The organism is Achromobacter insuavis, from assembly GCF_902859645.1.
GTDB classification, from domain to species: Bacteria; Pseudomonadota; Gammaproteobacteria; order Burkholderiales; family Burkholderiaceae_B; genus Achromobacter; species Achromobacter insuavis.
Genome location: NZ_CADIJR010000072.1, coordinates 1 through 21,467, shown reverse-complemented (window position 1 = coordinate 21,467; position 21,467 = coordinate 1). Strand labels below are relative to the sequence as shown.

22 protein-coding genes are annotated in these 21,467 nt (G+C 70.3%); 13 read left to right on the top strand and 9 right to left on the bottom strand.

Going from position 1 to position 21,467, the window contains the following annotated elements:
* Window position 1 precedes the first annotated feature (1 nt).
* The 6 genes from H0523_RS25655 (at window position 2) to H0523_RS25630 (ending at window position 4,889) form a co-directional block, all read left to right on the top strand.
* Window positions 2–1,174 carry an MFS transporter gene (locus H0523_RS25655; protein WP_054428807.1) on the top strand — a complete coding sequence of 391 codons (1,173 nt, stop codon included), beginning with the start codon at window positions 2–4 and terminating at the stop codon, window positions 1,172–1,174.
* A 29-nt stretch (window positions 1,175–1,203) separates the two neighbouring features.
* Entirely contained in the window at window positions 1,204–1,932 is a 729-nt protein-coding gene (gene arsH, locus H0523_RS25650) for an arsenical resistance protein ArsH (protein WP_054428808.1), read from the top strand.
* 105 nt (window positions 1,933–2,037) lie between these two features.
* Window positions 2,038–2,514, top strand: coding sequence for a hypothetical protein (locus H0523_RS25645; protein ID WP_054428809.1), 477 nt, complete (start codon window positions 2,038–2,040; stop codon window positions 2,512–2,514).
* A gap of 138 nt (window positions 2,515–2,652) precedes the next feature.
* The gene (locus H0523_RS25640) at window positions 2,653–3,171 is read left to right on the top strand and encodes a sigma-70 family RNA polymerase sigma factor (protein WP_054428810.1); all 519 of its coding nucleotides are present in this window, start codon (window positions 2,653–2,655) and stop codon (window positions 3,169–3,171) included.
* A gap of 2 nt (window positions 3,172–3,173) precedes the next feature.
* Window positions 3,174–3,926 (top strand): anti-sigma factor family protein, encoded by a 753-nt coding sequence (locus H0523_RS25635; protein WP_231689726.1) that lies wholly within the window; start codon window positions 3,174–3,176, stop codon window positions 3,924–3,926.
* Window positions 3,927–4,121: 195 nt separating this feature from the next.
* Window positions 4,122–4,889 (top strand): alpha/beta fold hydrolase, encoded by a 768-nt coding sequence (locus H0523_RS25630; RefSeq protein ID WP_054428812.1) that lies wholly within the window; start codon window positions 4,122–4,124, stop codon window positions 4,887–4,889.
* 65 nt (window positions 4,890–4,954) lie between these two features.
* On the opposite strand, the gene dsbG is transcribed toward H0523_RS25630, so the two are convergent.
* The 3 genes from dsbG to H0523_RS25615 all read right to left on the bottom strand — a co-directional run bounded on the left by dsbG (window position 4,955) and on the right by H0523_RS25615 (window position 7,292).
* Window positions 4,955–5,728: a thiol:disulfide interchange protein DsbG gene (gene dsbG, locus H0523_RS25625; protein WP_054428813.1), complete on the bottom strand. Its 774-nt coding sequence runs from the start codon at window positions 5,726–5,728 to the stop codon at window positions 4,955–4,957.
* A gap of 131 nt (window positions 5,729–5,859) precedes the next feature.
* Window positions 5,860–6,360, bottom strand: coding sequence for a hypothetical protein (locus tag H0523_RS25620; protein WP_082385734.1), 501 nt, complete (start codon window positions 6,358–6,360; stop codon window positions 5,860–5,862).
* The gene (locus H0523_RS25615; protein WP_054428814.1) at window positions 6,351–7,292 is read right to left on the bottom strand and encodes a DMT family transporter; all 942 of its coding nucleotides are present in this window, start codon (window positions 7,290–7,292) and stop codon (window positions 6,351–6,353) included. The genes H0523_RS25620 and H0523_RS25615 overlap by 10 nt, the downstream gene beginning before the upstream one ends.
* 322 nt (window positions 7,293–7,614) lie before the next feature.
* Here H0523_RS25615 and H0523_RS25610 point away from each other — a divergent pair, with 322 nt between their 5' ends.
* Entirely contained in the window at window positions 7,615–8,520 is a 906-nt protein-coding gene (locus H0523_RS25610) for a LysR family transcriptional regulator (RefSeq protein ID WP_054428815.1), read from the top strand.
* Window positions 8,521–8,692: 172 nt separating this feature from the next.
* A complete protein-coding gene (locus H0523_RS25605) occupies window positions 8,693–9,055 on the top strand; it encodes a hypothetical protein (RefSeq protein WP_054428816.1) in 363 nt (120 codons plus the stop codon).
* Window positions 9,056–9,122: 67 nt separating this feature from the next.
* On the opposite strand, the gene H0523_RS25600 is transcribed toward H0523_RS25605, so the two are convergent.
* On the bottom strand, window positions 9,123–10,613 hold the full coding sequence (locus H0523_RS25600; RefSeq protein ID WP_054428817.1) for a serine hydrolase domain-containing protein: 1,491 nt from the start codon (window positions 10,611–10,613) through the stop codon (window positions 9,123–9,125).
* A gap of 340 nt (window positions 10,614–10,953) precedes the next feature.
* Here H0523_RS25600 and H0523_RS25595 point away from each other — a divergent pair, with 340 nt between their 5' ends.
* From H0523_RS25595 to H0523_RS25575, 5 genes are all read left to right on the top strand, one after another.
* Window positions 10,954–12,156 carry a lipase family protein gene (locus H0523_RS25595; RefSeq protein WP_054429249.1) on the top strand — a complete coding sequence of 401 codons (1,203 nt, stop codon included), beginning with the start codon at window positions 10,954–10,956 and terminating at the stop codon, window positions 12,154–12,156.
* Between the two features lie 229 nt (window positions 12,157–12,385).
* A complete protein-coding gene (locus H0523_RS25590; protein WP_054428818.1) occupies window positions 12,386–12,877 on the top strand; it encodes a sigma-70 family RNA polymerase sigma factor in 492 nt (163 codons plus the stop codon).
* Between the two features lie 6 nt (window positions 12,878–12,883).
* Window positions 12,884–13,864 carry a FecR domain-containing protein gene (locus tag H0523_RS25585; RefSeq protein WP_054428819.1) on the top strand — a complete coding sequence of 327 codons (981 nt, stop codon included), beginning with the start codon at window positions 12,884–12,886 and terminating at the stop codon, window positions 13,862–13,864.
* A 115-nt stretch (window positions 13,865–13,979) separates the two neighbouring features.
* Complete coding sequence (locus H0523_RS25580; protein ID WP_054428820.1) at window positions 13,980–16,343, top strand: TonB-dependent siderophore receptor; 2,364 nt, start codon at window positions 13,980–13,982, stop codon at window positions 16,341–16,343.
* 13 nt (window positions 16,344–16,356) lie between these two features.
* Window positions 16,357–17,466 (top strand): PepSY-associated TM helix domain-containing protein, encoded by a 1,110-nt coding sequence (locus tag H0523_RS25575; RefSeq protein ID WP_054428821.1) that lies wholly within the window; start codon window positions 16,357–16,359, stop codon window positions 17,464–17,466.
* Window positions 17,467–17,485: 19 nt separating this feature from the next.
* On the opposite strand, the gene H0523_RS25570 is transcribed toward H0523_RS25575, so the two are convergent.
* From H0523_RS25570 to H0523_RS25550, 5 genes are all read right to left on the bottom strand, one after another.
* Window positions 17,486–18,610 carry an aminotransferase class V-fold PLP-dependent enzyme gene (locus tag H0523_RS25570; RefSeq protein ID WP_054428822.1) on the bottom strand — a complete coding sequence of 375 codons (1,125 nt, stop codon included), beginning with the start codon at window positions 18,608–18,610 and terminating at the stop codon, window positions 17,486–17,488.
* A gap of 30 nt (window positions 18,611–18,640) precedes the next feature.
* The gene (locus H0523_RS25565) at window positions 18,641–19,048 is read right to left on the bottom strand and encodes a RidA family protein (RefSeq protein WP_054428823.1); all 408 of its coding nucleotides are present in this window, start codon (window positions 19,046–19,048) and stop codon (window positions 18,641–18,643) included.
* Window positions 19,045–19,821 carry an amino acid ABC transporter ATP-binding protein gene (locus tag H0523_RS25560; RefSeq protein WP_197286509.1) on the bottom strand — a complete coding sequence of 259 codons (777 nt, stop codon included), beginning with the start codon at window positions 19,819–19,821 and terminating at the stop codon, window positions 19,045–19,047. Before H0523_RS25560 ends, H0523_RS25565 begins: the two co-directional genes overlap by 4 nt.
* Window positions 19,822–19,832: 11 nt before the next feature.
* Entirely contained in the window at window positions 19,833–20,894 is a 1,062-nt protein-coding gene (locus H0523_RS25555; RefSeq protein ID WP_180180190.1) for an amino acid ABC transporter permease, read from the bottom strand.
* Between the two features lie 4 nt (window positions 20,895–20,898).
* A partial coding sequence (locus H0523_RS25550) for an ABC transporter permease subunit (RefSeq protein WP_180180189.1) occupies window positions 20,899–21,467 on the bottom strand: 569 nt, incomplete at its 5' end.

Here is a 21,467-nt window from a genome sequence, read left to right as displayed (position 1 = left end):
CATGGCCGGCGCCGCGCTGCGCGTGGTCGGCGCGCTGGGCACGGCCCAGACCCTGGCCTGGGCCTCGTCGTATTACCTGCCCGCCATGCTGGCCGCGCCCATGGCGCGCGACCTCGGCATCCCGACGGCCGCGGTCTATGCGGCTTTCTCCGGCGCGATGACGGTCTCGGCGCTGACGGGCCCCGGGGCCGGCCGGCTGATCGACCGGCACGGCGGCGTGGTGCTGGCCGCGACCAGCGTGCTGTTCGCCTGCGGGCTGGCCCTGCTCGGCCTGGCGCAGGGCGTGTGGTCGATGACCGCGGCCTGGCTGGTGCTCGGCGTGGCCATGGGGGCCGGCCTGTACGAAGCGGCCTTCGCCAGCCTGGTGCGCCTGTATGGCCATGACGCGCGCGGCGCGATCACCGGCATCACCCTGATCGCCGGCTTCGCCAGCACCGTCGGCTGGCCCCTGTCGGCCTGGATGGACAGCCATCTCGGCTGGCGCGGCGCGTGCCTCGGCTGGGCCGCGCTGCACCTGCTGATCGGCCTGCCGCTGAATGCCTGGCTGCCCAAGGCCGCGGTCCGGCCCGCCGCCGCCCAGCGCGACGCGGCGCCACCGGCGCAGGCCGCCGCGCCGCCGAGCCAGGCGGGACGCGCCACCGCCTTGCTGGCCCTCGTCTTCGCCGCCACCTGGTTCATCAGCACCGCCATGGCCACGCACCTGCCGCGCCTGCTGGAGCACGCCGGCGTCGGCCTGACCGCGGCGGTGGCCGCGGGCGCGCTCATCGGCCCGGCCCAGGTCGCCGGCCGCCTGTTCGAATTCGGGCTGCTGCGCGGCGTGCATCCGTTGCGGTCGGCGCGCCTGGCGGCCCTGGCCCACCCCGCCGGCGTGGCGGTACTGCTGGCCGCCGGTCCGGTCGCCGCGCCCGCGTTCACGCTGCTGCACGGCGCCGGCAACGGCATCCTGACCATCGCCAAGGGCACCCTGCCGCTGGCGCTGTTCGGTCCGCAAGGCTACGGCGCGCGCCAGGGCTGGCTGATGATGCCGGCGCGCATCGCGCAGGCGCTGGCGCCGTTCGCCTTCGGCCTGGCCCTGGACGCCTGGGGCGTGCGGGCGCTGTGGCTGTCCGGCGCGATCGGCGTGGCCGCCTGGGCGGCGCTGCTGGCGCTGCGGGCGCCGCGCCATCCCCACTGAGATTTCCATCCTGCATCACGAGGCATTGCATGCATTCCACGTCGCCCTCCGATCTTCCCAACCTCGACGCCGCGCTGTTCGAGGCGCCGGACCGGACGCGCCTGTTGTCGCCCGAACGCGCCGCGCATGCGCCGCGCTTCCTGCTGCTGTACGGCTCGTTGCGCGAGCGCTCGTACAGCCGCCTGGCCGCCGAGGAGGCCGCGCGGCTGCTGCGCGCGCTGGGCGGCGAGACGCGGCTGTTCGACCCCGCCGGGCTGCCGCTGGTCGATGACGCCGGCAGCGAAGACCACCCCAAGGTGCGCGAACTGCACGCGCTGGTCCAATGGGCCGAGGGCATGGTCTGGAGCTCGCCCGAGCGCCATGGCGCCATGACCGGCCTGATGAAAACGCAGATCGACTGGATTCCGCTGTCGGTCGGCGCCGTGCGGCCGACCCAGGGCAAGACGCTCGCCGTCATGCAGGTGTCCGGCGGCTCGCAGTCCTTCAACGCGGTGAACCAGATGCGCATCCTGGGCCGCTGGATGCGCATGCTGACCATCCCCAACCAGTCGTCGGTGGCCAGGGCCTACCAGGAATTCGACGACGCCGGCCGCATGAAACCGTCGCCGTACTACGACCGCATCGTCGACGTGGTCGAGGAGCTGATGAAGTTCACCCTGCTCACGCGCGACGCCTCGCCCTATCTGACGGACCGCTACAGCGAGCGCAAGGAAAGCGCGCAGGCGTTGTCGGCGCGGATGAGGCAGGCGGCGATCTGACGCATCGGGCCGCGGCGCGCCGATGCCGCCGTGGCGCCGATGGCCGCGGGATCCGCCACGGCGGACCGCATAGAATGACGGCATCTGCCCCGCCATCCGCTCCTCATGCCGCACCCGCCCGAACCCTACCTGCCCCGCCGCATCGAACCGCTTGGCGCCTGGCGCCTGGCCGGCCATGCCATCAAGGCGTATGGCATCCACCACGCGCCGGCGCATCCGGCGCCGCTGCTCACGGAGGCGGTCGCCGCCGCCGCGCGGGCCGCGGTTGGCGCGACGCTGGCCGACCACGCGCAGGACGCGCGCAGCCATGGCCTCGGCTTCTGCATGGTGCACGTGGGCCAGGAAGCCGTCTGGCTGCTGGTGGACTGGTGGATCACCGGCGGCATCGTCTGCCAGCGCATGCTGTCGGCGCCCCTGGCCCGGCCCGATGTCTTCACCCCGGTCACCGCGCCGGCGCTGGCCTGCGTGTGGGAACTGGCGGTGACCGGCCATGAGCGCAATGCCTGGATCCGGCACATGCTGACGGCCCGCCCCGATGCGGCGGCGTATCTCGACGACGTCTTGCCAGCGGGACGCTATTGAACCGTCCCCGACCGAGATGAACGCGCCCCGCGTGCCCGCGGCCGCCGCCCAAATGTAATATTCACGCCAAGGCCGGGAATAATCCCGACCGTCAGTCGTCTTACGGCAACCCTGGACCCGTGAAAGGCTTGTTTCCCCATGACTGGCGGCTTTACCGACGATGATCTGCGCGAGGTGCTGCCGCGGCTGCGCCGCTTCGCGCTGTCGCTGACCCACGACGTGGCCAACGCCGACGACCTGGTGCAGTCGTGCATGGAGCGCGCGCTGTCGCGGGCCGGCGGCCGCCGCGCCGACGGCGACCTGCGGGCCTGGCTGTTCTCGATCCTGTACCGGTGTTTCCTGGACGGCCAGCGGCGCGGCAAGCGTTACGCCCGCATTCTCGACTTCTTCAGCGGCGCGCCCGAGCCGGTGGCGCCGTCCGCCGAGGACGTGGCCCTGGCCCGCGCCGCGCTGGGCGACCTGGCGCGCCTGTCAGCCGACCAGCAGAGCCTGTTGCTGCTGGTGTCGGTGGAGGGCCTGGGCTACCAGGAGGCCGCCGACGTGCTCGATATCCCCATCGGTACGGTAATGTCCCGGCTGTCGCGGGCGCGCAAGGCGCTGCGCGAGATCACGGAAGGCCATGTGGCCGCCAAGCCTGCCCTGCGATTGATGAAATGACCATGCCGACTCCCAGCGATCAAGAACTGCATGCCTACGCCGACGGCCAACTCGATGCCGAGCGCCGCCGCGAGGTCGAGCGCTATCTGGCCGACCACCCCGACGCCGCCCGCGAGGTCGACGCGATCCGCCAGCAGACCGACGGCCTGCGCCGCCAGCACGCCGACCTGGGCCGCTTCGCGCCGCCGCCGCGGCTCGACCCGACGCAGATCCGCCTGGCCCAGGCGGCGCGCCGGCGCCGCGCCATGGCGCTGGCGGCCTCGCTGGTGCTGACGCTGGGGCTGGGCAGCGTGGGTGGCTGGCAGATGCGCGACGCCGCCATCCGCGCCAGCTACCTGCCGATGGCCGACGCGGTGCAGGCCTACCGCATGTTCGCCTCGGACGCGGCGCCCTCGATGGTCGACTTCCGTTCCAGCCAGCCGGCCGAATTGCAGGCCTGGCTGAACCGGCACTTCGTGCAGCCGGCGCCGTTGCCCGACTTCAACGCCTTCGGCTTCCAGCCGGTGGGCGGACGCCTGATGTCCTCGGAGTACGGGCCGGCGGCGATGGTGCTGTACCAGAACCCGGCGGGCGAGTCGGTGCTGTACTACGTGCGCCCGCCCGGCGGCGTGGTCAATTTCGGCGACGGCAAGCGGCGCGACGGCGACCTGACGGCGCAGTACTGGAAACAGGGGCGCTACTTCTACGGCGTCGTCAGCCCGAGCGATACGCCCGCCGCGCGCGCGGTGCAGCAGGCGGTGGCGCCGGACGCCTGAGCCAGCCGAACCAGGCCGGACCGCCGCAAAAGACCCACGCGCCAGCCGCCCCGAACCGGGCGGCTTTTTCTTTCATGTCCCGGGAATAAGCCCGAGGCCCGTTCGTCTTACGGCGGACAGGCAGACGCCGGCGACATCGCGCCGGACGCCCCAGGCCTGCATGCCTCTTATCGACCGAGAACCGAAGGATATCCCATGAAGATCAAGCATTCCCTCATCGCCGCCGCGCTCGCCCTGGCCGGCGCCGGCCTCGCCCACACCGCGTCGGCCGCCGAGGCCGCCCCCATCCGCAATGTCGTGCTGGTGCACGGCGCCTATGCCGACGGCTCGAGCTGGTCGGCCGTGATCGAGCGCCTGCAGAAGGCCGGCCTGCATGTGACTTCGGTGCAGAATCCGCTGACCTCGCTGGCCGACGATGCCGCCGCCACGCAACGCGCCCTGGCCTTGCAGGACGGCCCGACCATCCTGGTGGGCCATTCGTGGGCCGGCACCGTGATCAGCCAGGCCGGCAATGATCCCAAGGTGGCCGGGCTGGTGTACGTGGCGGCGCGCGCGCCCGATGTCGGCGAGGACTACGGCGCGCTGGCCGCCAGGTTCCCCACCCCGCCCGCCAGCGCCGGGCTGGTCAAGTCGGGCGGCTACGCGCAATTGAACGAACAGGCCTTCCTGCATGATTTCGCCGGCGACCTCGACCCGGTCCAGGCGCGCGTGCTGTACGCCGAACAGGGCCGCATCTCGGACACCTTGTTCGCCTCGCGCACCACCGAGGCCGCCTGGCGCCACAAGCCGACGTGGTACGCGGTCTCGACCAACGACCGCACCACCTCGCCCGAGCTGGAGCGCTTCCTGGCCAAGCGCATGAACGCCCACACCATCGAACTGGCGTCGGGCCACCTGTCGCTGCTGTCGCATCCCGACGAGATCACCGACCTGATCCTGCAGGCCGCCGGCCGCAAGGGCTGAACCGACAGGCCCGGCCGCCTTGCGCCGGGCCGCCCCGCGGCGATCACGACGCCGGACGGGCCGCGTCAACGCGGCCCGAACACCTCGGCCAGCTTGCCGGCCTGCGGCATGCCGTTGTACTTCTTGATCGCCCCGGCGTCGTCGCGCACGACGATGCCGGGCGTGCCGCGAAAGCCCAGCGACACCATCAAGGCCTGGTTGTCGTCGAGCATCTTGCCGATGTTGTCGGGCACGCTCTTGGCCGGGGTGATGCCGCCGGCGTTGAACTTGTGCTCGTTCTCCAGCAGGGCCGCCGACGGATCGGCGGCGCCCAGGATGGCCGCGGCCTTGGCCGGGCTGTCCTGACGGATCACGCCCACCAGCACGTGGCGCAACTGCACCTTGCCGGAATCGACCCACGGCCGCGCCGCTTCCCAGAACTTGTGGCAATAGGGGCAGTTGGCGTCGCTGAAGGTGTAGATGATGCGCGGCGCATCCTTCTTGCCGTCGAGCACCCAGGTCGATTTCTCGAGCTGCGCCCAGGCCTGGTCGCCCATGGGCTTGCTGACCAGCGCTTCGAGCTTGGCTTCGTCGAGCGGCTTGCCCTCGGCGTCCAGGCGGGCGCCGACGATGGCGTTGCCGTCGCGGGTGACGTAGATCGCCACCGGCTGGTCGCCCGCCACGCCGGCGAACGCGCGCAGGTCGCCGCCGACCTTGAACTCTTCCACGACGCGCAGCCCGCGCGCCTCCAGCGCCTTGAGCACGGCGGGCCGGTCCGGGCCCTGGGCGTGGCTGCCGGTGGCCGCCAGCAAGGCGGCGACGGCAAAAAGGAAGCGGCTGGGCGCGTGCAATCGAATCATGGGTACTCCTGGTCTCTGCGGAAATGGGGCGACGGGCGTGGCCGCCGTCAGCGCCTGAGGGTTGCATGATACCCACAGCACTGTCATTTCATCGTACAGGGGCGCCAGGCCGCCCCACGGCGCGGACGGCGCTACGGCAGCAGGCCGGCCTGCTGCAGGCGCCAACGTGGAATCTCGTACTCGTACGACGCGGTGGCCAGCGTGTCGTACTGGCTGAACCAGGGGCCGACATAGCGCTCGATATCGGCCGGCAAGACCGCCAGCCAGCGCGCCAGGTCGTCGGGCGAACACAGCTCGATCACCGCGCCGCTGCCTAACGTGGCCTCGCCGACCAGCCCCTGCCCCGGCGCCAGGCAGGCGCGGCGGTAAAGCCGCCCCTTGTCCCACACGTCCGGCGGCACGTAGACCGGCCATTCACGCTCGCACGGGACCGACACGTAAAGCCCCAGCGACACCAGCTGGCGATTCTCGAACGAGTCGCGGTAACGCAGCAGTTCCACGCCCTGCTCGACGCCGTCGGCCAGCGCCCGCCACAGGCAACGCTTGCGCCGCTTCTTCCAGCCCGCGAACGCGGGCTGCGCGCGCAGGGTCTGCATGAACGCCTGCTCGATCGGCTCGAAATCTATCGGCATGCACGACTCCCATGGCTGCGCCGCTCCGCCCGGCGTCGGCCCAGATGCATCAGCGTCATGCCCGAAATGGCCAGGGCAGCGCCCAGGAACAGGCTCGGGCTGGTCGCCTCGCCCAGCCACAGGCTGGAGAACAGCACGCCGAACACCGGCACCAACGTGATGTAGCCGGAGGCCGCGCCGGCGCCCAGCACCTTGACGCCCTCGAAGTACCAGGCGTAGGCGATGGCCGTGGCGCCGAAGGCCAGGGCGGCCAGGCTGCCCCAGGCCTTGAGCGGCGCATTGCCGAGCGCCTGCCAGGCGGCGGGACCTTCGAAGCCGAGACTGGCCAGGAGCAGCATCAGCGCGCCGATCACGGTGGTGACCGTGGTGGTGGTCAGCGCGTCCATGCCCTTTAGCACCAGCCGGCCGATCAGTGTATAGGCGACCCAGCAGGCGACGCAGCCGAGCAGCAGCAGTTCACCGATGCCGAGCGTGCCCGGCAGGGCGGCGCTGGAGCCGCCGCTGATGGCGATGTAGGCGCCGATGGCCGACAGCACCATGCCGGCCAGGATGGCCGGGTTCAGGTGCTCGCGGAACAGGATGGCGGCCAGCAGCAGCGTGGCGCCGGGATTCAGCGTCACCACGATGGCGGCCTTGCCGGCTGGCACCAACTGCAGGCTCAACATAAAGAAGCTCGAATAGCCAAACACGCCGGCCATGGCGGCGGCGGTCAGGCCGAACCACTGGCGTCCGCTCAGTTTGCGCAGGTCGCGCAACGCCGATGCGCGATGCATCCATAGCAGCAGGACCACGCTGGCGAACAAAAACCGCAGGCTGGCCGCCGCCAGCGGCGCCATCGATTGGGCCACCACCTTGCCCCACGACCACGACGCGCCCCACAGCGCCGCCATGCCGACCAGCCGCAGGTGCGTGGCCATCAATGTGTTTTTCATGTGTGGTTCTTGAAGAAAACTAAATTGAAAATGAGCGGAGTGAATTCTAGACTGCCCCGACATCGCCCATGCAAGCTGGCATGCGGCCGTTGCCCCCTGGCACGTTCGATGGGGTGCGCATCCTCGATGCTTTCGCGCATCCTGGCCGGTTATTGCGCCACCCAGCTGCTGGGTAACGGCGCAACGCCGGCTGGGGGCTGCCGGCCCAGATGGACGCGCACGCCCGGAAACCGGCAATGGGAGCGAACATGGGCGCGGTCCTGCATGAGAGGAATCAGTCTAGAATTCACATGATTCAATCTCAATTGAATTTGAATTCAATATGAATTCCACTCTCGGTCCCAACGCGCCCACGCTGCGCCAGCTGGAATTGCTGTTATCCCTGGCCGGCGCCGACGGCATCGCCAGCGCCGGCGCCAGGATCGGCATGACCGCGTCGGCCACCAGCCACGCGCTGCGCGCGCTGGAGTCCACGCTGGGCGTGATGCTGATCGACCGCAACGCGCCGCAGCTCGAACTGAGCCACGCCGGACAGCAGATCCTGCCGCACGTGCGCGACCTGTTCGCGGCCCTGCAGCTGATACAGGCCACCGCCAGCGCCAGCGAGGGGCTCAAAAGCGGCGTGCTGAAGATCGGCTCGTTCGGCCTGAGTTCGTCGCTGCGGCTGCTGCCGCCGCTGCTGCGGCAATTCCGCCAGCGCTATCCCGGCATCGACCTGCGCGTGTTCGAGAAGGCCGACGCCGACATCGAGCAGGACCTGATCGAACGCCGCCTGGAGATCGGCGTGGTCACGCTGCCCAGGCCACAGTTCGACACCCTGGCCATCGCCCACGACGAGCTGGTCGCGGTGGTGCCCGCGGACCACGCGCTGGCCGCCGCCGACACGATCGAGGTCAGGCGGCTGGCGCAGTTCCCCTTCATCCTGACCCACGCGGGTTCGCAGGGCCTGGTGGCCAGGATGTTCAGCCGCGCCGACGTCACGCTCAAGGTGACGCACGAGCTGTCGCAGATGCTGTCCATCCTCGACTTCGTCGCGCGCGGCGAAGGCATCTCGGTGGTGGCGGCGCTGGCCCTGCCCGCGAAGTATGACGGCGTGGTGTACCGGCCGCTGACGCCGCCGACCTCGCGCCGGGTCGGGCTGGCCTGCCTCAACGAGGGCCGGCTCTCGCCGGCGGCCGCCGCATTCTGGAAACTGGCCAAGTCGCTGGCCCGCAAGCGCGCCGCCTGAGACGACGCAAGCGGCCGAGGCCGCAGACCGACAAGGACAGGACCGTATTGACGCACGCGCCAACGCGTCGTCAAACAGCAAGGAAGGGCCAGGTTCACCGCCAAATTCGGCACATTGACGACGACGCCCCGGCCGTCTAATGCCGGGTGAGCCAACCACCGGAGAATGGACTGTGAACAAAGTCGAATCGACAGGCAGCGCCCTGGGCGCCTGGGCCGGCAAGCCGGCCATGGCCGCCGGCGCCGGCGGCAAATCGTTCGCCGCGACGCTGCAGGACGCGCAGGACGCGGACGCCGGCCGCCACAAGCTGGGCCTGGCCGCCCAGGGGCCGTCCGACGCCGAGCAGGAATTGCAGGATTACCTGACGATGTCGCCGGCGGAACGCCTGTTCACGCAGATCCTGCAGTCGCTCGGCGTCACCAAGGAACAATATGCCGCGATGACGCCCGCGCAGAAGGAAGAAGTCGCCAGAAAGGTGCAGGAACGCATCAAGGAACTGGCCAGGCAGGAACAGGGCGCGGCCGGGCCGGTCTGACCCATCACGCACCGCGCCTCGCGGGAGACCGACAGGGCCGCCCCCCCCAGGACGGCCCGCGCCCGCTTCAGGCCGGTTGATCCGCCCGCGCGACCACCGTGTCGTAGCCCAGCGCGCCGCTATTGATGTTCACCGTGCGGGTATAGCGCAGCGTGTCGCCCTCGAACTCGCACAGCACCGTGTCGCGGAACGCGGTCTCCGGCAGGATCCACGTCATGTGCAGGCGGCGTTCGTCGAGCCAGGCGGCGCGCGCGACCACCACGCAATCGGGGATGTGATAGCCGTGGTGCAGGTCGCGCCCCGGCATGTCGGTCACGCCCTCGATCCAGCGGTCCCAGCCGGCCACGATCGAATGGGGGCCGTCGGCATCCGTCAGCGTGAAACGGCAGCCCTCGGCGGACAGGTCCAGTTCGATGCCGGTGATGCCCTGGGCATTGTCGGTGGCCGTGAAGCGCAGGCGACGCAGCTGCGCGGGCGTCTGGCCGGCCTGGAACGGCGCCTTCCACGGCGCGGCCGCATCCTCGTGCTGCCAGGCCGCCAGGCGCGCGGCCAGGCGGGCATCCTTGGCGGCGTCGGGGTTCGACACGCCAAACGCCGCCGGGAAATGCGCGTTCATGTGCGGCACCAGGCGCGAACTGCCCTTCATCGCGCCGATCACCGCCAGCACCGCGCCATGCTCGGGATAGACGCGCACCATCTGCACGAACTTGCCGATGCCGGCGTAGGTCGCATCGTCATACACCCACCACTGATAACCATAGCCGGCGGACGGCCCCTGCGCGCGGGTCGCGGCGCGCACCCAATCCGGCGGCAGCACCTGGCGGCCCTGCCAGGCGCCGTCCTGCAGGTGCAGGATGCCCAGCTTGAGCAGGTCCGCCGTCGTCGCCACCAGGCCGTTGCCGCCGGGGTTGACGCCGTCCGGCCCCACGTCCCAGGCTTCGCCGGCGATGCCCAGCGGCTCGAACAGGCGCGGCTTGAGATAGTCGTGCATGGTCTGGCCGGTCAGGCGCGTCAGGATGGCCGACAGCATGTAGCTGGCGGCGCTGGTGTAGACGAAGCGCTCGCCCGGCGCGTACGCCAGCGGGATCTTGAAGAACTCGCGCACCCAGCTGGTCTTGATGCCGCGCCAGACCGCGCCCGAGGTCTCCGATTCATGGCCGACGCTCATGGTCAGCAGGTGCTCGACCGTCATCGCCTCCAGGCCTGGCTGGCGGGCCTCCTCGGCGAACTCCGGGAAGAAGCCGATGACGGGCGCGTCCAGGCGCAGCAAGCCTTCCCGCACCGCCAGGCCGATGGCGCTGGCCGTGAAACTCTTGGCCACCGAATGCAGATTGCGCGGCCGGTGCGCGGCGTAGGGCCAGCGCCATCCCTCGGCCGCCACCGCGCCATCACGGAACAGCATGAAGCCATGCAGGTCCAGCCCGGCCTGTTCGACGTCGTCGAGAAAGCCGATCACGGCATCGGGATCGACGCCGGCGGCGCTGGCGGTCTTGCGGGGCAGGCCGTCGTGACGGGCCGTGGGGTCGGTGGCGGGAGCGGCGTCGAGCGGTGCGGACATGGGCGATGGCAAGGTGGACGTCCGGCGCGGGCGGACGCATGGGGTGGCGTCGGACCGTCAGGGACGTCATGCAGGCGCGCGCCGTCCCGACGGCATCGCGGGAAATTTTCGCACAAATTGGCGCCAAAACACATACACCGATGTCTTGCGCCGACGCCGCGTGCCGGACGGCCCGGACGCGGAATCCCGCGCCCGGGAGCCGGACGCGCCGCGCTCCGGAACCGACTGAAAGAACTCCCTCGCCCGTCCGCCCGCCTTCCTGGCGGCGGGCCGCGCAAGTCCTCCTACACTTTTCAGACGCCGCGCACCGTTGCCCGCGGACGAGATCGAGGACCCGCGCATGACCGTGATACCGAACCGCTGGCTGATCGCCGGCCTTTGCGCCGCGCTGGCCGCGACGCCTGTTGCCGCGCAGGTCGTGTCCGACGCGGGCGATGGCGGCGTGCCCGCCTTCTACCGCTGGGACGGACCGTTGCCCGGCCGGCCGGGCGAATTGCTGCGCGCCGAGGCCTTGACCGCCCGCCAGAGCCTGGCGCAGGCAGGCCAGAACATCCGCCTGCTGTACAGCTCGACCGATGGCGTGGGCGGCCAGGCCCCGATCGCGGTGTCCGGCGCGCTCTACCTGCCGCACGGCACGCCGCCGGCCGGCGGCTGGCCGCTGCTCGCCTGGGCCCATGGCACCGTCGGCATCGCCGACGTCTGCGCGCCGTCGTTCGCGGGGCGCGGCGAACGCGATACGCGCTATCTCGATTACTGGCTGGCGCAGGGCTATGCCATCGTCGCCACGGACTACCAGGGCCTCGGCACCCCGGGCGCGCATCCTTACGTGCATGTGCGGTCCGAGGCCTACAGCATCCTCGACAGCATCCGCGCCGTCCAGAAGCATTACCCGGTCTCCGCCCGCACGGTGCTGATCGGCCAGTCGCAAGGCGGCGGCGCGGTGGTGGCCACGGCCACCTTCGCCAAGGACTACGCCCCCGAACTCGATATCGCCGGCGCCGTGGGCACCGGCGTCAACCTGTCGGCGCGCGACTACGCGGCGCCGATGAACAACACCAAGCGGGTCGCCTATTTCCTGGTGTACCTGAACGCGATCCAGCTGGTCGATCCCGCGATCAAGCCGGAGGAATACGTGTCCGACAAGGCCCTGCCGGCCTTCGAGCTGACCCGCACGGCCTGCTTTCCGCAGGTCGAGCAGCGGGTCCGCTTCGATCACCTGGACAAGGACAACAGCTTCCGCCAGGACCTCTCGGCCGTCACGCGCAAGCTGGCCGGCTTCAAGCATCCGCCCACCCTGCACACGGAGATCCCCATTTTCTGGGGCACCGGCGGCAAGGACACCGACGTCTTTCCCGAGGCCCAGCAATCGGGCGTGTCGGCGGCCTGCGCGGCCGGCAGCCGCGTCGAGTGGCATGTCTATCCCGCGTTCGACCACTCCGCTACGGTGAACGGATCGCTGCCCGACTCCACGGCCTTCATCAAGCGCGCCTTCGCGGGCGAGACGATCGAAGGCAATTGCGCGGCGCCGCCCGCATTGCCCTGAGCCGGCTGCCTGTTCATGCCATCGAGCGCCGTGATCCGGCTCCTTTTTTTCTTCGCCGACGCACCAAAAACGTGCATGGCGCGTCGCATGGCAATCACGCAACACGTCGCGGCTGCGGTTCGAAACTGCGAACAATTCTTGGTATCATTTCCTGCATATCGGCCGCTGGACCTGGCACAGGGACGCGGGTTCCTCGTGTCCTCCCCGCCGCTCGCGGGGACTCCCAAGCATGTCCAATCCCCTCCAGCTATTCTGCGAAGATCACTACGATTGGCTTTGCCAGTGGTGGCGGCATCGGCTTGGCCATGGCGATGAGGCGGCCGACCTGGCGCACGACACGTTCATCCGCGTCCTGCGCAAACCCCACGAAGTCAGCGCGCTGCGGCAACCGCGCGCCTACCTGACGACCATCGCGCGGGGCCTGCTCAACGATCATTGGCGCCGCCGTTCGCTGGAGCGCGCCTGGCTGGAGGCCGTGGCGGCCCTGCCGCCCGAGATGGAAACCTCGCCCGATGTCCTGCTGGGCGTGCAGCAGGCCCTGCAGCAGCTGGACCAGATGCTCGCCAACCTGGCGCCCCAGGCGCGCGAGGTCTTCGTCCTGTCGCAACTGGAAGGGCTTTCGTATGCCGAGATCGCCGCCCGCACCGGACTGAGCGACCGCACCGTGAAACGCTACATGGCACAGGGCTTCGAGATCTGCCTGACCCTGATGGAACACTGATCCGCCATGGCCGCCATCAACACCCCGTCCCCGGACGCCACGGTCATCCGTGAGGCCGCCCGCTGGCTGGTGCGCCTGCATTCGGGCGAGGCCGGACCGGAAGACCATGCGGCCTTCGAGCGCTGGCGCCAGGGCAACCCCGAACGCGAAATCGCCTGGCAGCGCGCGCAGCGCCTGAGCCAGCAATTCAACGCGGTGCCGCCCGCCCTGGGCGTGCCCCTGCTGACGCGGCAACGCCGCGCCAACCGCCGCGCGGTGCTGCGCACGGTCGCGGCGCTGGGCGTGACGCTGCCCGCGGCCTGGCTGGGCTATCGCCTGGCCGCCGCGCCTGACGGCGGCCAGGCCTACCGCACCGCGGTCGGCGGCCACCAGGACCTGACGCTGGCGGACGGCAGCCAGGTGCAGATGAACACCGATACCGACGTCGACGTGCGCTTCTCCGAGCACACCCGGACGCTGCAATTGCGCGCCGGGGAAGTCTACGTCCGCACCGCGTCCGACCCCATGGGCACGGCGCGGCCCTTCATCATCGAAACCCCCCAGGGACGCCTGCGCGCCCTCGGCACCCGCTTCGTGGTGCGGCGGCCGGAGGACGATGACGCGACGACCGCGCTGACGGTGCTGGAACATCGCGTCGAGGTCACCCTGCGCAATGGCGGCGCCCCCCGCATCGTCAACGCCGGCGAGTCGCTGCGCTTCACCGCGAACGCCTTCCTGCCGGGCCAGCCCGCCAGCCCCGAGGCGCCGGGATGGACGCGCGGCGTCATCGAGGCCAACAACATGCGGCTGGACGCCTTCCTGGCGGAAGTCTCGCGCTACCGGCGCGGCGTCGTCCGCTGCGATCCGGCCGTGGCCGGCCTGCGCGTCTCGGGCGTGTTCCGCCTGCAGGACACGAACGCGGTGCTGGCGATCGTGGCCAGGACGCTGGGGTTGCGGGTGGTCGAGCGCACGCGCTATTGGGTGACGCTGTCGAGCCCGGCCGCGTGACCCGCCCTCCGGCCAGCAGTTTCATTTAGTTTCAATTCAGCTTCCCTTCCCTTGTCCCTTTTCCCATCGGTCGTCCGGCATAGCGGGCATTGATGATCAACCAGGGACGTGAACCGTGGCCTTTCGACTCCAATCCCCCCGCGCCCGCCAATCGGGACAAGGCGCCCGCCTGGCGGCGCTGACCTTCGCCCTGGCGGCCGCCTTTGCGGCCGCGCCGCCGGCGCGGGCCCAGGCGGCGCAGCAGGCCACGGCGCGCGACTTCCACATCGCCGCGGGGCAGCTCGACCAGGCCCTGAACGCCTTCGCCAAGGCGGGCGGCATCACGGTGTCGTTCCGTCCCGAGGACGCAGCGGGCCAGACCACCCGCGGCCTGCAGGGCAGCTACACGATCGACGCGGGCCTGGCGCAACTGCTGGCTGGCACCGGCCTGAGCGCGGAGCCGCAGCCGGGCCAGGGCTATGTGGTGCGCCCGCCGCGCGCCGCCGGCGCCAACACCCTGGAAGCGATCCAGGTCAGCGCCGACTGGCTCGGCACCGGCCTGGAGAACAGCGTCCAGACCTTCGGCGGCGCCCGCACCCTGCTGCGCAGCGACGACATCAACAACAGCGGCGCGACCAGCGTGGCCGACGTCCTGCGGCGCGTGCCCGGGGTGCAGATCAGCGGCAGCACCAGCGCCAGCGGCAGCTCGGTGGGCCTGCACGTCGGCATCCGCGGCCTGAACCCGCGCAACTCGTTCCGCACCACCATGCTGCTGGACGGCATCCCGATGGCCATGGCGCCCTACGGCCAGCCGAACCTGGTGATGTCGCCGACCAGCCTGGGCAACATCGAATCGATCGACGTGGTGCGCGGCGGCGGCGCGGTGCGCTACGGCCCGCAGAACGTGGGCGGCGTGATCAACTTCAAGACGCGCTCGATCCCCAACACCAGCGGCCTGACCGCCGATGCCTCGGCGCGCTACAACATCTTCAGCCACGGCGGCACCAACACCCAGTACACCGGCTTTCTCGGCACGCAGTTCGACAACGGCCTGGGCGTGGCGCTGATGTACTCCGGCATGGACGGCGAGCAATGGCGCGACAGCAGCCATGACCGCTACAACGACGTCGCGCTCAAGTGGCGCTTCGCGCTGACCCCGACCTCGGAGATCTACGGCAAGTTCTCGCACTACGACGTCAAGTCGATGACCCCGGGCGGCCTGACGGTGGCCCAGTACCGCGACGATCCGTTCCAGAACACCCGCCCCACCGACTACTGGAAGGGCCAGCGCGACCAGGTCGACGTCGGCTACCTGAACTCGCTGTCGGACACGCAGGAATTCGAGGTGCGCGTCTACCACTACGACAGCTCGCGCCAGAGCTCGCTGATCAACACCGCCACCGGCCGCAACGACTTCCAGCCGCGCAACAACCAGGTGCTGGGCATCGAGCCGCGCTATACCCAGCGCGTCGAATGGGGCCCCACCACGCACGACATCACCGTCGGCTACCGCTACATCCGCGAGACCGGCCAGGACCGGCGCTATTCGGAATCGCTGGCGACCGGCCGCCAGGTCGGCGTCACGCAGGTGTTCGACAACGAGACCGAAGCCCACTCGTTCTACCTGGACGACCGCATCGCCCTGGGCAACTGGCGCCTGACGCCGGGCGTGCGCTACGAGCGCATCCACAGCAACCGCAATCCCAGCGGCACCACCGACGACACGCCGTTCGACGTGCGCAACAACCGCGCGCTGCCGTCGATGAACGTCGCCTACCTGGTCGACGACGCGCTCACGCTCTACACCAACTACAGCACCTCGTTCGGCGCCGTGCAGTACACCCAGCTGAACTCGATGTCGGCGACCAACCCGCTGAACCCCGAGGTCGCCAAGACGCTGGAGGCCGGCCTGCGTTATTCGGGCGAACAGGTCCATACCGAATTCACCGCGTTCAACCTGCGCTTCGACAACCAGATCCTGTCGATCCCCGGCACCAACCCGGCCGTGTTCCGCAACCTGGGCGCGACCACGCACAACGGCGTCGAATTCGCGATCGACTACGACTTCGACAAGGCCGGCCCGCTCGCCGGCCTGAACGTCTACGCCAACTACACCTACGTGCGCGCCATCCAGAAGTCCGGTGAATTCGAGGGCAACGACGTGCCGTTCTACTCGCGCCAGACCGGCACGCTGGGCGGGCGCTACAGCCTGCGCGACTGGACCTTCAACGTCTTCACCACGATGCAGAGCGGCCAGTACTCCGACACCGCCAACACCGAACGCGAGACCGCCGACGCCAGCAACGGCCGCGTGCCGGGCTTCAGCGTCTGGAACGCCCAGCTCAGCTACAAGATTCCGCAATGGAAGGGCAGCGAACTGGCGTTCGGCGTGAACAACGTGTTCGACCGCCGCTACTACACCCGCAACGTCGACAGCAACGCCGGCCGCATGGTCGGGGCGCCCCGCATGGTCTACGTGCAGGCGCGCCTGGCGTACTGAGCGCGGCCCGCACATGGCGCGCCGCCTGTGGCTGTTCTGCCACCGCTGGATCGCGCTCGGCCTGGGCGGGATCCTGATCCTGTCCGGCTTGAGCGGCGCGCTGCTGGTGGTGGCGCGTCCGCTCGACCAGTGGCTGCACCCGGCGTATTTCGTCGCGACCGGCGCCGCGACGGCGCAGCCGGCCTCGCTGGAATCGATGCGCGCCACGCTCGCGGCCGAGTTCGGCCCGCAGGCCGCATTCACGTTCAGGCCGCCGCGCGAACCCGGCGAAACCGTGCAGGTCCGCGTGCGCGCGGCCTGGCGCGGCACGGTCTATCTGGATCCCGCCAGCGGCCGCGAACAGGGCCGGCGCGGCGACAACGACGGCTTCGTCGCCGTGGCCTACAACCTGCACAGCGCCCTGCTGCTCGACCGCACCGGCAAGGCCGTGCTGGCCTGGGCGGCGCTGGCCTATCTGCTATTGATGCTGTCGGGACTGGTGCTGTGGTGGCCGCGCAAGTGGCCGCCGTCGTTGCGCATGGTGTTCGACAAGGGCGCCCTGCGCGCGCTGTTCGACGTGCACCGCAACGGCGGCGCGCTGCTGGCGCTGGCGCTGGCGGTCTGTATCGCCAGCGGCGCCTACCTGGCCTGGCGTCCGATCGGCGGCTGGATCACCGCCGCCAGCGGCCAGCCGCGCGTCGCCGCGCCCAAGCTGGCGCCCGGCGACGCGCCGATGCGGCCGCTGGACGAGCTGGCGGCCGCGGCCCGGGCGGCATTTCCCGGCGCCACGATCGGCTTCCTGCTCTACACCCCGCACCCCGACCGCCCGCTGGCGGTGCGCATGCGGGTGCCCGACGATCCGCACCCCAACGGCCGCTCGACGGTCTGGCTCGATCCGCGCAACGCGACCGTGGCGGCGGCGCACCGCTGGAACGAACTCGATCCCGGCGTGCGCATCAATTCGATCCTGTATCCGCTGCACACCGGCGAGCTGGGCGGCGTGGCGGGCGAAGCCGCCGTCGCCCTGCTGGGCCTGGCGCTGGGCGCGCTCGGCATCAGCGGGTTCTGGCTGTGGTGGCGCCGCCGCGCGCTGCGGCGCGTGCAGGCGCCAGCCAGCCAGCGCGTTGCCCGCGCGCCGCGTTGAGCGCGCGTCAACGCAGCGCCTACGCGGCGACCTCGGCCAGGGCCTTGGCCAGCCCCGCCTCGACCCGGTCCACGTCGGCCGTGCCGTTGTAGCCATGAAAGCTGATGCGCAGGCGGCCACGTCCGTTCCAGGTCAGCACCTGCTCGCGGTCCAACGCTTCATGCAGCGCGCGGGCGTCGGCACGGGCAATGCAGACACTGGCGCCATGCCGGGCGGGATCGGCCGGCGTCGACGGCTCGATGCCCAACGCCGCCAGCCGGCCGAGCAGGTCGGTGGTCAGGCGCTGCACGTGCGCCTGGACGGCGGCGGCCTCGAACTGCGCCAGGTAGTCGAGCGCGCTGGACAGCACGTACAGGCTGGCGTGGGCCGGATTGCCGCGGGTAAAACGCAGCGCGTCGCCGCGCAGCGTGATGCCGGCGTCGAAGCGGGTGTTGTCGTTGGCCAGCGAGTACCAGCCGGCGGTGGCTGGCGCCCAATCCGGCTGGCGGCGACGGTTCCAGCAAGCGGTGGCGACGCCGGTCATGCCCAGCATCCATTTGTAGCTGGCGCTGAAGGCGAAGTCCGCCACCTCGGCGTCAATCGGCAGATAGCCCGAGGCCTGGGTGAAGTCGACGATCAACAGCGCGCCCACCGCGTCCGCCGCCCTCCGCAGCGGGCCAAGCTCGAAGCGCTCGCCATTCAGGTACGAGACGTAGCTGACCAGGATCACGCGCGTGCGCTCATCGACCCGGGCCGCGACGCCGGCGGCGCTGGCGGGGTCGGCGAACCGTACCTGGTAGGGCGCGTCGCGTCGCGCCAGGAACGGCGCCACCAGCGAGGGATATTCGGTGGCCATGGCGCAGATGTTGTCGCCCGGGCGCCAATCGATGCTTTCCAGCACCAGCGACACGCCCTCGGCGACGCAGCCCACCCAGCCGATATCGCCGGCCGGCATGCCCCATAGCGCCGCCACCTGCTGGCGCGCGCGCTCGACCTGCGCCTCCTGCGCGGCGCGGCCGCGGGCGCCGCTGGATTTGTCGCGGACATAGCGGCCATAGGCCTCGTCATGCCGGCGCAGGAACGCCGTCTCGCCGGCGGCGCACACGTGGGAAACACCCTCGGGGATGCGGAAGTCGCGAGGGTCGAACAGCGGATGAACGGTCATAGTGGTGAAAGGGGCAGGAAGAAATGGCGCTCAGGCGAGCGCGATGGCGTTCAATTCGATCAGCGCGCCGTCGCGCAGCGGACTGATCGGCACGACGGTGCGGGCGGGGCGATGCTCGCCGAAGTAGTCGGCGCAGGCCTGGTTGACGACCGGCCACAGGGCGCTGTCGCACAGGAACACCTGCAGCGACACCACCCTGCCCGCCTCCGAACCCGCGGCGCGCAGTACCGCATCGAGACTGCGCAGCACGCGCGCGATCTGCGCCGCGCCATCGGCGCCGACGATGCGGCCGGACTCGGGATCGACCGGCAGCAGGCCGCAGACATGCACCATGCCCGCGACCACGATGGCCTGCGAATAATGGCCGCGCGGCGTCGGCGCGCCGTCCGTGACGACGCGGCGCAGCGCGGGCGGCGCGAGGTGGGCGGCGGCGCTCATGCGTGCTCCTGAGTCGGCCGCATCAGCTTGCCCAGGAAGGCCTGCAGGCGCGGCGAACGCGGATTGTCGAACAGTTCGTCCGGCGCGCCCTCCTCCACGATCTGGCCCTGGTCCATGAAGACCAGGCGATCGGCCACCTTGCGGGCAAAGCCCATCTCGTGCGTGACGCACAGCATGGTCATGCCGCTATCGGCCAGCTCCATCATGGTGTCGAGCACCTCGTTGACCATCTCCGGGTCCAGCGCCGAGGTCGGTTCGTCGAACAGCATGACGCGCGGCTGCATGCACAGGGCGCGGGCGATCGCCACGCGCTGCTGCTGCCCGCCGGACAGCTGGCTCGGGTACTTGCCGGCCTGGTCCGGGATGCGCACTTTTTCCAGGTACTGCATGGCGGTGCGCTCGGCGCTGGCGCGGTCCAGGCCGCGCACGCGCATCGGCGCCAGGATGCAGTTTTCCAGGATGGTCAGGTGCGGAAACAGATGAAAGCCCTGGAACACCATGCCCACTTCGCGGCGGATGCTGCGCAGCACCTTCGGGTCGTCGGACAGCGCGATGCCTTCCACCGTGATGCTGCCGCGCTGGTGCGCCTCCAGCTGATTGATGCAGCGGATCAGCGTCGACTTGCCCGAGCCCGACGGACCGCAGATGACCAGTTTCTCGCCCGGCGCGACATCCAGCGTGATGCCGCGCAGCACATGCATGCGGCCATACCATTTCTCGACGTCCTTGAGCCGGATGGCCAGGGCGGCGCCTTGATTGTCGTGTTGAACCATCGTGTTCTCCATTACGGCGTCTGCCCCGCGGCGGGCGCGGGCGCTGTGGCCCCGCCGCGGCGCCCTTCCAGCCAGGCCGAATAGCGGCTCATGGCGAAGCAGATGCAAAAGTAGGTGGCGGCGGCGAAGGCATAGCCCTCGACGTCGAAGCCGAGCCATTCGGCGTCGCGCGAGCCGGCGGACACCGCCCGCAGGAAATCGGTCAGGCCGATGATCACCACCAGCGAGGTGTCCTTGAAAAAGCTGACCACGGTGTTGACCTGCATCGGCAGCGAACTGCGGACGCATTGCGGCAGGATCACGTCGCGCATCGTCTGCCAGTAGCCCATGCCGAGCGCGTGGGCCGCCTCCGTCTGGCCGCGCGGCATGGCCAGCAGCGCGCCGCGAAAGCCCTCGGCGAAATAGGCCGCGGCCACGAAGCTGTAGGCGATGTAGGCGCGCAGCAGCTTGCCCGGCGTGGCCGCTTCCGGCAGCAGCAGCGGCAGCGTCACGCTGGCCATGAACAGAATGGCCACGAACGGCACCCCACGCAGGCCCTCGATGAACACCACCGCCACGTAGCGCAGCAGCGGAATGCTGCCGGTGCGGGCCAGCGCCAGCAGGATGCCCAGCGGGTAGCCCAGCGCCAGGCCGTAGGCGGCCAGCAGCAGCGTCAGCGGCAGGCCGCCCCAGCTGTCCGAGGCGACCGGCGCCAGGCCGGCCCCGCCCCCCATCAGCCACAGCACCACGGCCACGCTGGCCGCCCACACCGCCAGCAGCGGCGCGCGCCAGAAACGCGGCAACAGGCTGGCGGCGATCACCAGGGCCAGAATGGCCATGGCGATGCCGGCCCGCCACTGCTGCGCCGGCGGGAAGAAGCCGAACAGGAAGAAATCCAGCTTGACGCCGACGTAGCTCCAGCAGGCTCCGGCGGCGGCGCGGCAGGCCTGGGCGTCGCCCGTCCAGACCGCGTCGGCGATGGCCCAGCGCCAGACCGGCGCGGCCAGGCTGTAGAGAATGAGCAGGCTGCAGACCGTCAACAGGGTGCGCCCGGCCGTGCCGAAATACGGCCGCAGGAAAAGAGGCAATGTCATGGAATCATCCTTTGCGGCGCAGCCGTGCATACCAGAGGTTCAACGCCCATGAGGTCCCCAGCGTCAGCACCAGATAGGCGCCGGCCAGCAGCAAGACCCCTTCGATGGCATGCCCGGTGATATTGATGGTCGTGAACACCGACCAGAACAGGTCCGGATAGCCGATGGCGATGGCCAGGCTGGAGTTCTTGATCAGCGACACGTATTGCGCGATCAGCGCCGGCGCCATCATGCGCAGGGCTTGCGGAAACACCACCTCGCGCATCGTCGTCGGGCCCGACAGGCCCAGCGCCTGCGAGGCTTCCCACTGGCCGCGCGCGACCGAGTCCACCCCATTGCGCACGATCTCGGCGATGAAGGCCGCGAAGTACAGCGTCAGGGCGATCAGCATGGCGGCGAATTCCGGCGACAGGCTGGCGCCGCCCTGGAAGTTGAAGCCGCGCCGCACCGGCACGCTGACTTCGAACACGCCCAGCGCCGCGCAACACGACGCCAGGACGGCCAGGCCCGCCGCCGCCGCCCCGCCCATCCACAGCGCGCGGCCCGCGCCCGGCCGCAAGCGGCGCAAGCCGG

What these genes read in the sequence shown, in the direction of transcription:
- H0523_RS25655 (WP_054428807.1), top strand. Translation starts at nt 2, where the DNA reads ATGGCCGGCGCCGCGCTGCGCGTGGTCGGCGCGCTGGGCACGGCCCAG.
- arsH (WP_054428808.1), top strand. Translation starts at nt 1,204, where the DNA reads ATGCATTCCACGTCGCCCTCCGATCTTCCCAACCTCGACGCCGCGCTG.
- H0523_RS25645 (WP_054428809.1), top strand. Translation starts at nt 2,038, where the DNA reads ATGCCGCACCCGCCCGAACCCTACCTGCCCCGCCGCATCGAACCGCTT.
- H0523_RS25640 (WP_054428810.1), top strand. Translation starts at nt 2,653, where the DNA reads ATGACTGGCGGCTTTACCGACGATGATCTGCGCGAGGTGCTGCCGCGG.
- H0523_RS25635 (WP_231689726.1), top strand. Translation starts at nt 3,174, where the DNA reads ATGCCGACTCCCAGCGATCAAGAACTGCATGCCTACGCCGACGGCCAA.
- H0523_RS25630 (WP_054428812.1), top strand. Translation starts at nt 4,122, where the DNA reads ATGAAGATCAAGCATTCCCTCATCGCCGCCGCGCTCGCCCTGGCCGGC.
- dsbG (WP_054428813.1), bottom strand. Translation starts at nt 5,728, where the DNA reads ATGATTCGATTGCACGCGCCCAGCCGCTTCCTTTTTGCCGTCGCCGCC.
- H0523_RS25620 (WP_082385734.1), bottom strand. Translation starts at nt 6,360, where the DNA reads ATGCCGATAGATTTCGAGCCGATCGAGCAGGCGTTCATGCAGACCCTG.
- H0523_RS25615 (WP_054428814.1), bottom strand. Translation starts at nt 7,292, where the DNA reads ATGAAAAACACATTGATGGCCACGCACCTGCGGCTGGTCGGCATGGCG.
- H0523_RS25610 (WP_054428815.1), top strand. Translation starts at nt 7,615, where the DNA reads ATGAATTCCACTCTCGGTCCCAACGCGCCCACGCTGCGCCAGCTGGAA.
- H0523_RS25600 (WP_054428817.1), bottom strand. Translation starts at nt 10,613, where the DNA reads ATGTCCGCACCGCTCGACGCCGCTCCCGCCACCGACCCCACGGCCCGT.
- H0523_RS25595 (WP_054429249.1), top strand. Translation starts at nt 10,954, where the DNA reads ATGACCGTGATACCGAACCGCTGGCTGATCGCCGGCCTTTGCGCCGCG.
- H0523_RS25590 (WP_054428818.1), top strand. Translation starts at nt 12,386, where the DNA reads ATGTCCAATCCCCTCCAGCTATTCTGCGAAGATCACTACGATTGGCTT.
- H0523_RS25585 (WP_054428819.1), top strand. Translation starts at nt 12,884, where the DNA reads ATGGCCGCCATCAACACCCCGTCCCCGGACGCCACGGTCATCCGTGAG.
- H0523_RS25575 (WP_054428821.1), top strand. Translation starts at nt 16,357, where the DNA reads ATGGCGCGCCGCCTGTGGCTGTTCTGCCACCGCTGGATCGCGCTCGGC.
- H0523_RS25570 (WP_054428822.1), bottom strand. Translation starts at nt 18,610, where the DNA reads ATGACCGTTCATCCGCTGTTCGACCCTCGCGACTTCCGCATCCCCGAG.
- H0523_RS25565 (WP_054428823.1), bottom strand. Translation starts at nt 19,048, where the DNA reads ATGAGCGCCGCCGCCCACCTCGCGCCGCCCGCGCTGCGCCGCGTCGTC.
- H0523_RS25560 (WP_197286509.1), bottom strand. Translation starts at nt 19,821, where the DNA reads ATGGTTCAACACGACAATCAAGGCGCCGCCCTGGCCATCCGGCTCAAG.
- H0523_RS25555 (WP_180180190.1), bottom strand. Translation starts at nt 20,894, where the DNA reads ATGACATTGCCTCTTTTCCTGCGGCCGTATTTCGGCACGGCCGGGCGC.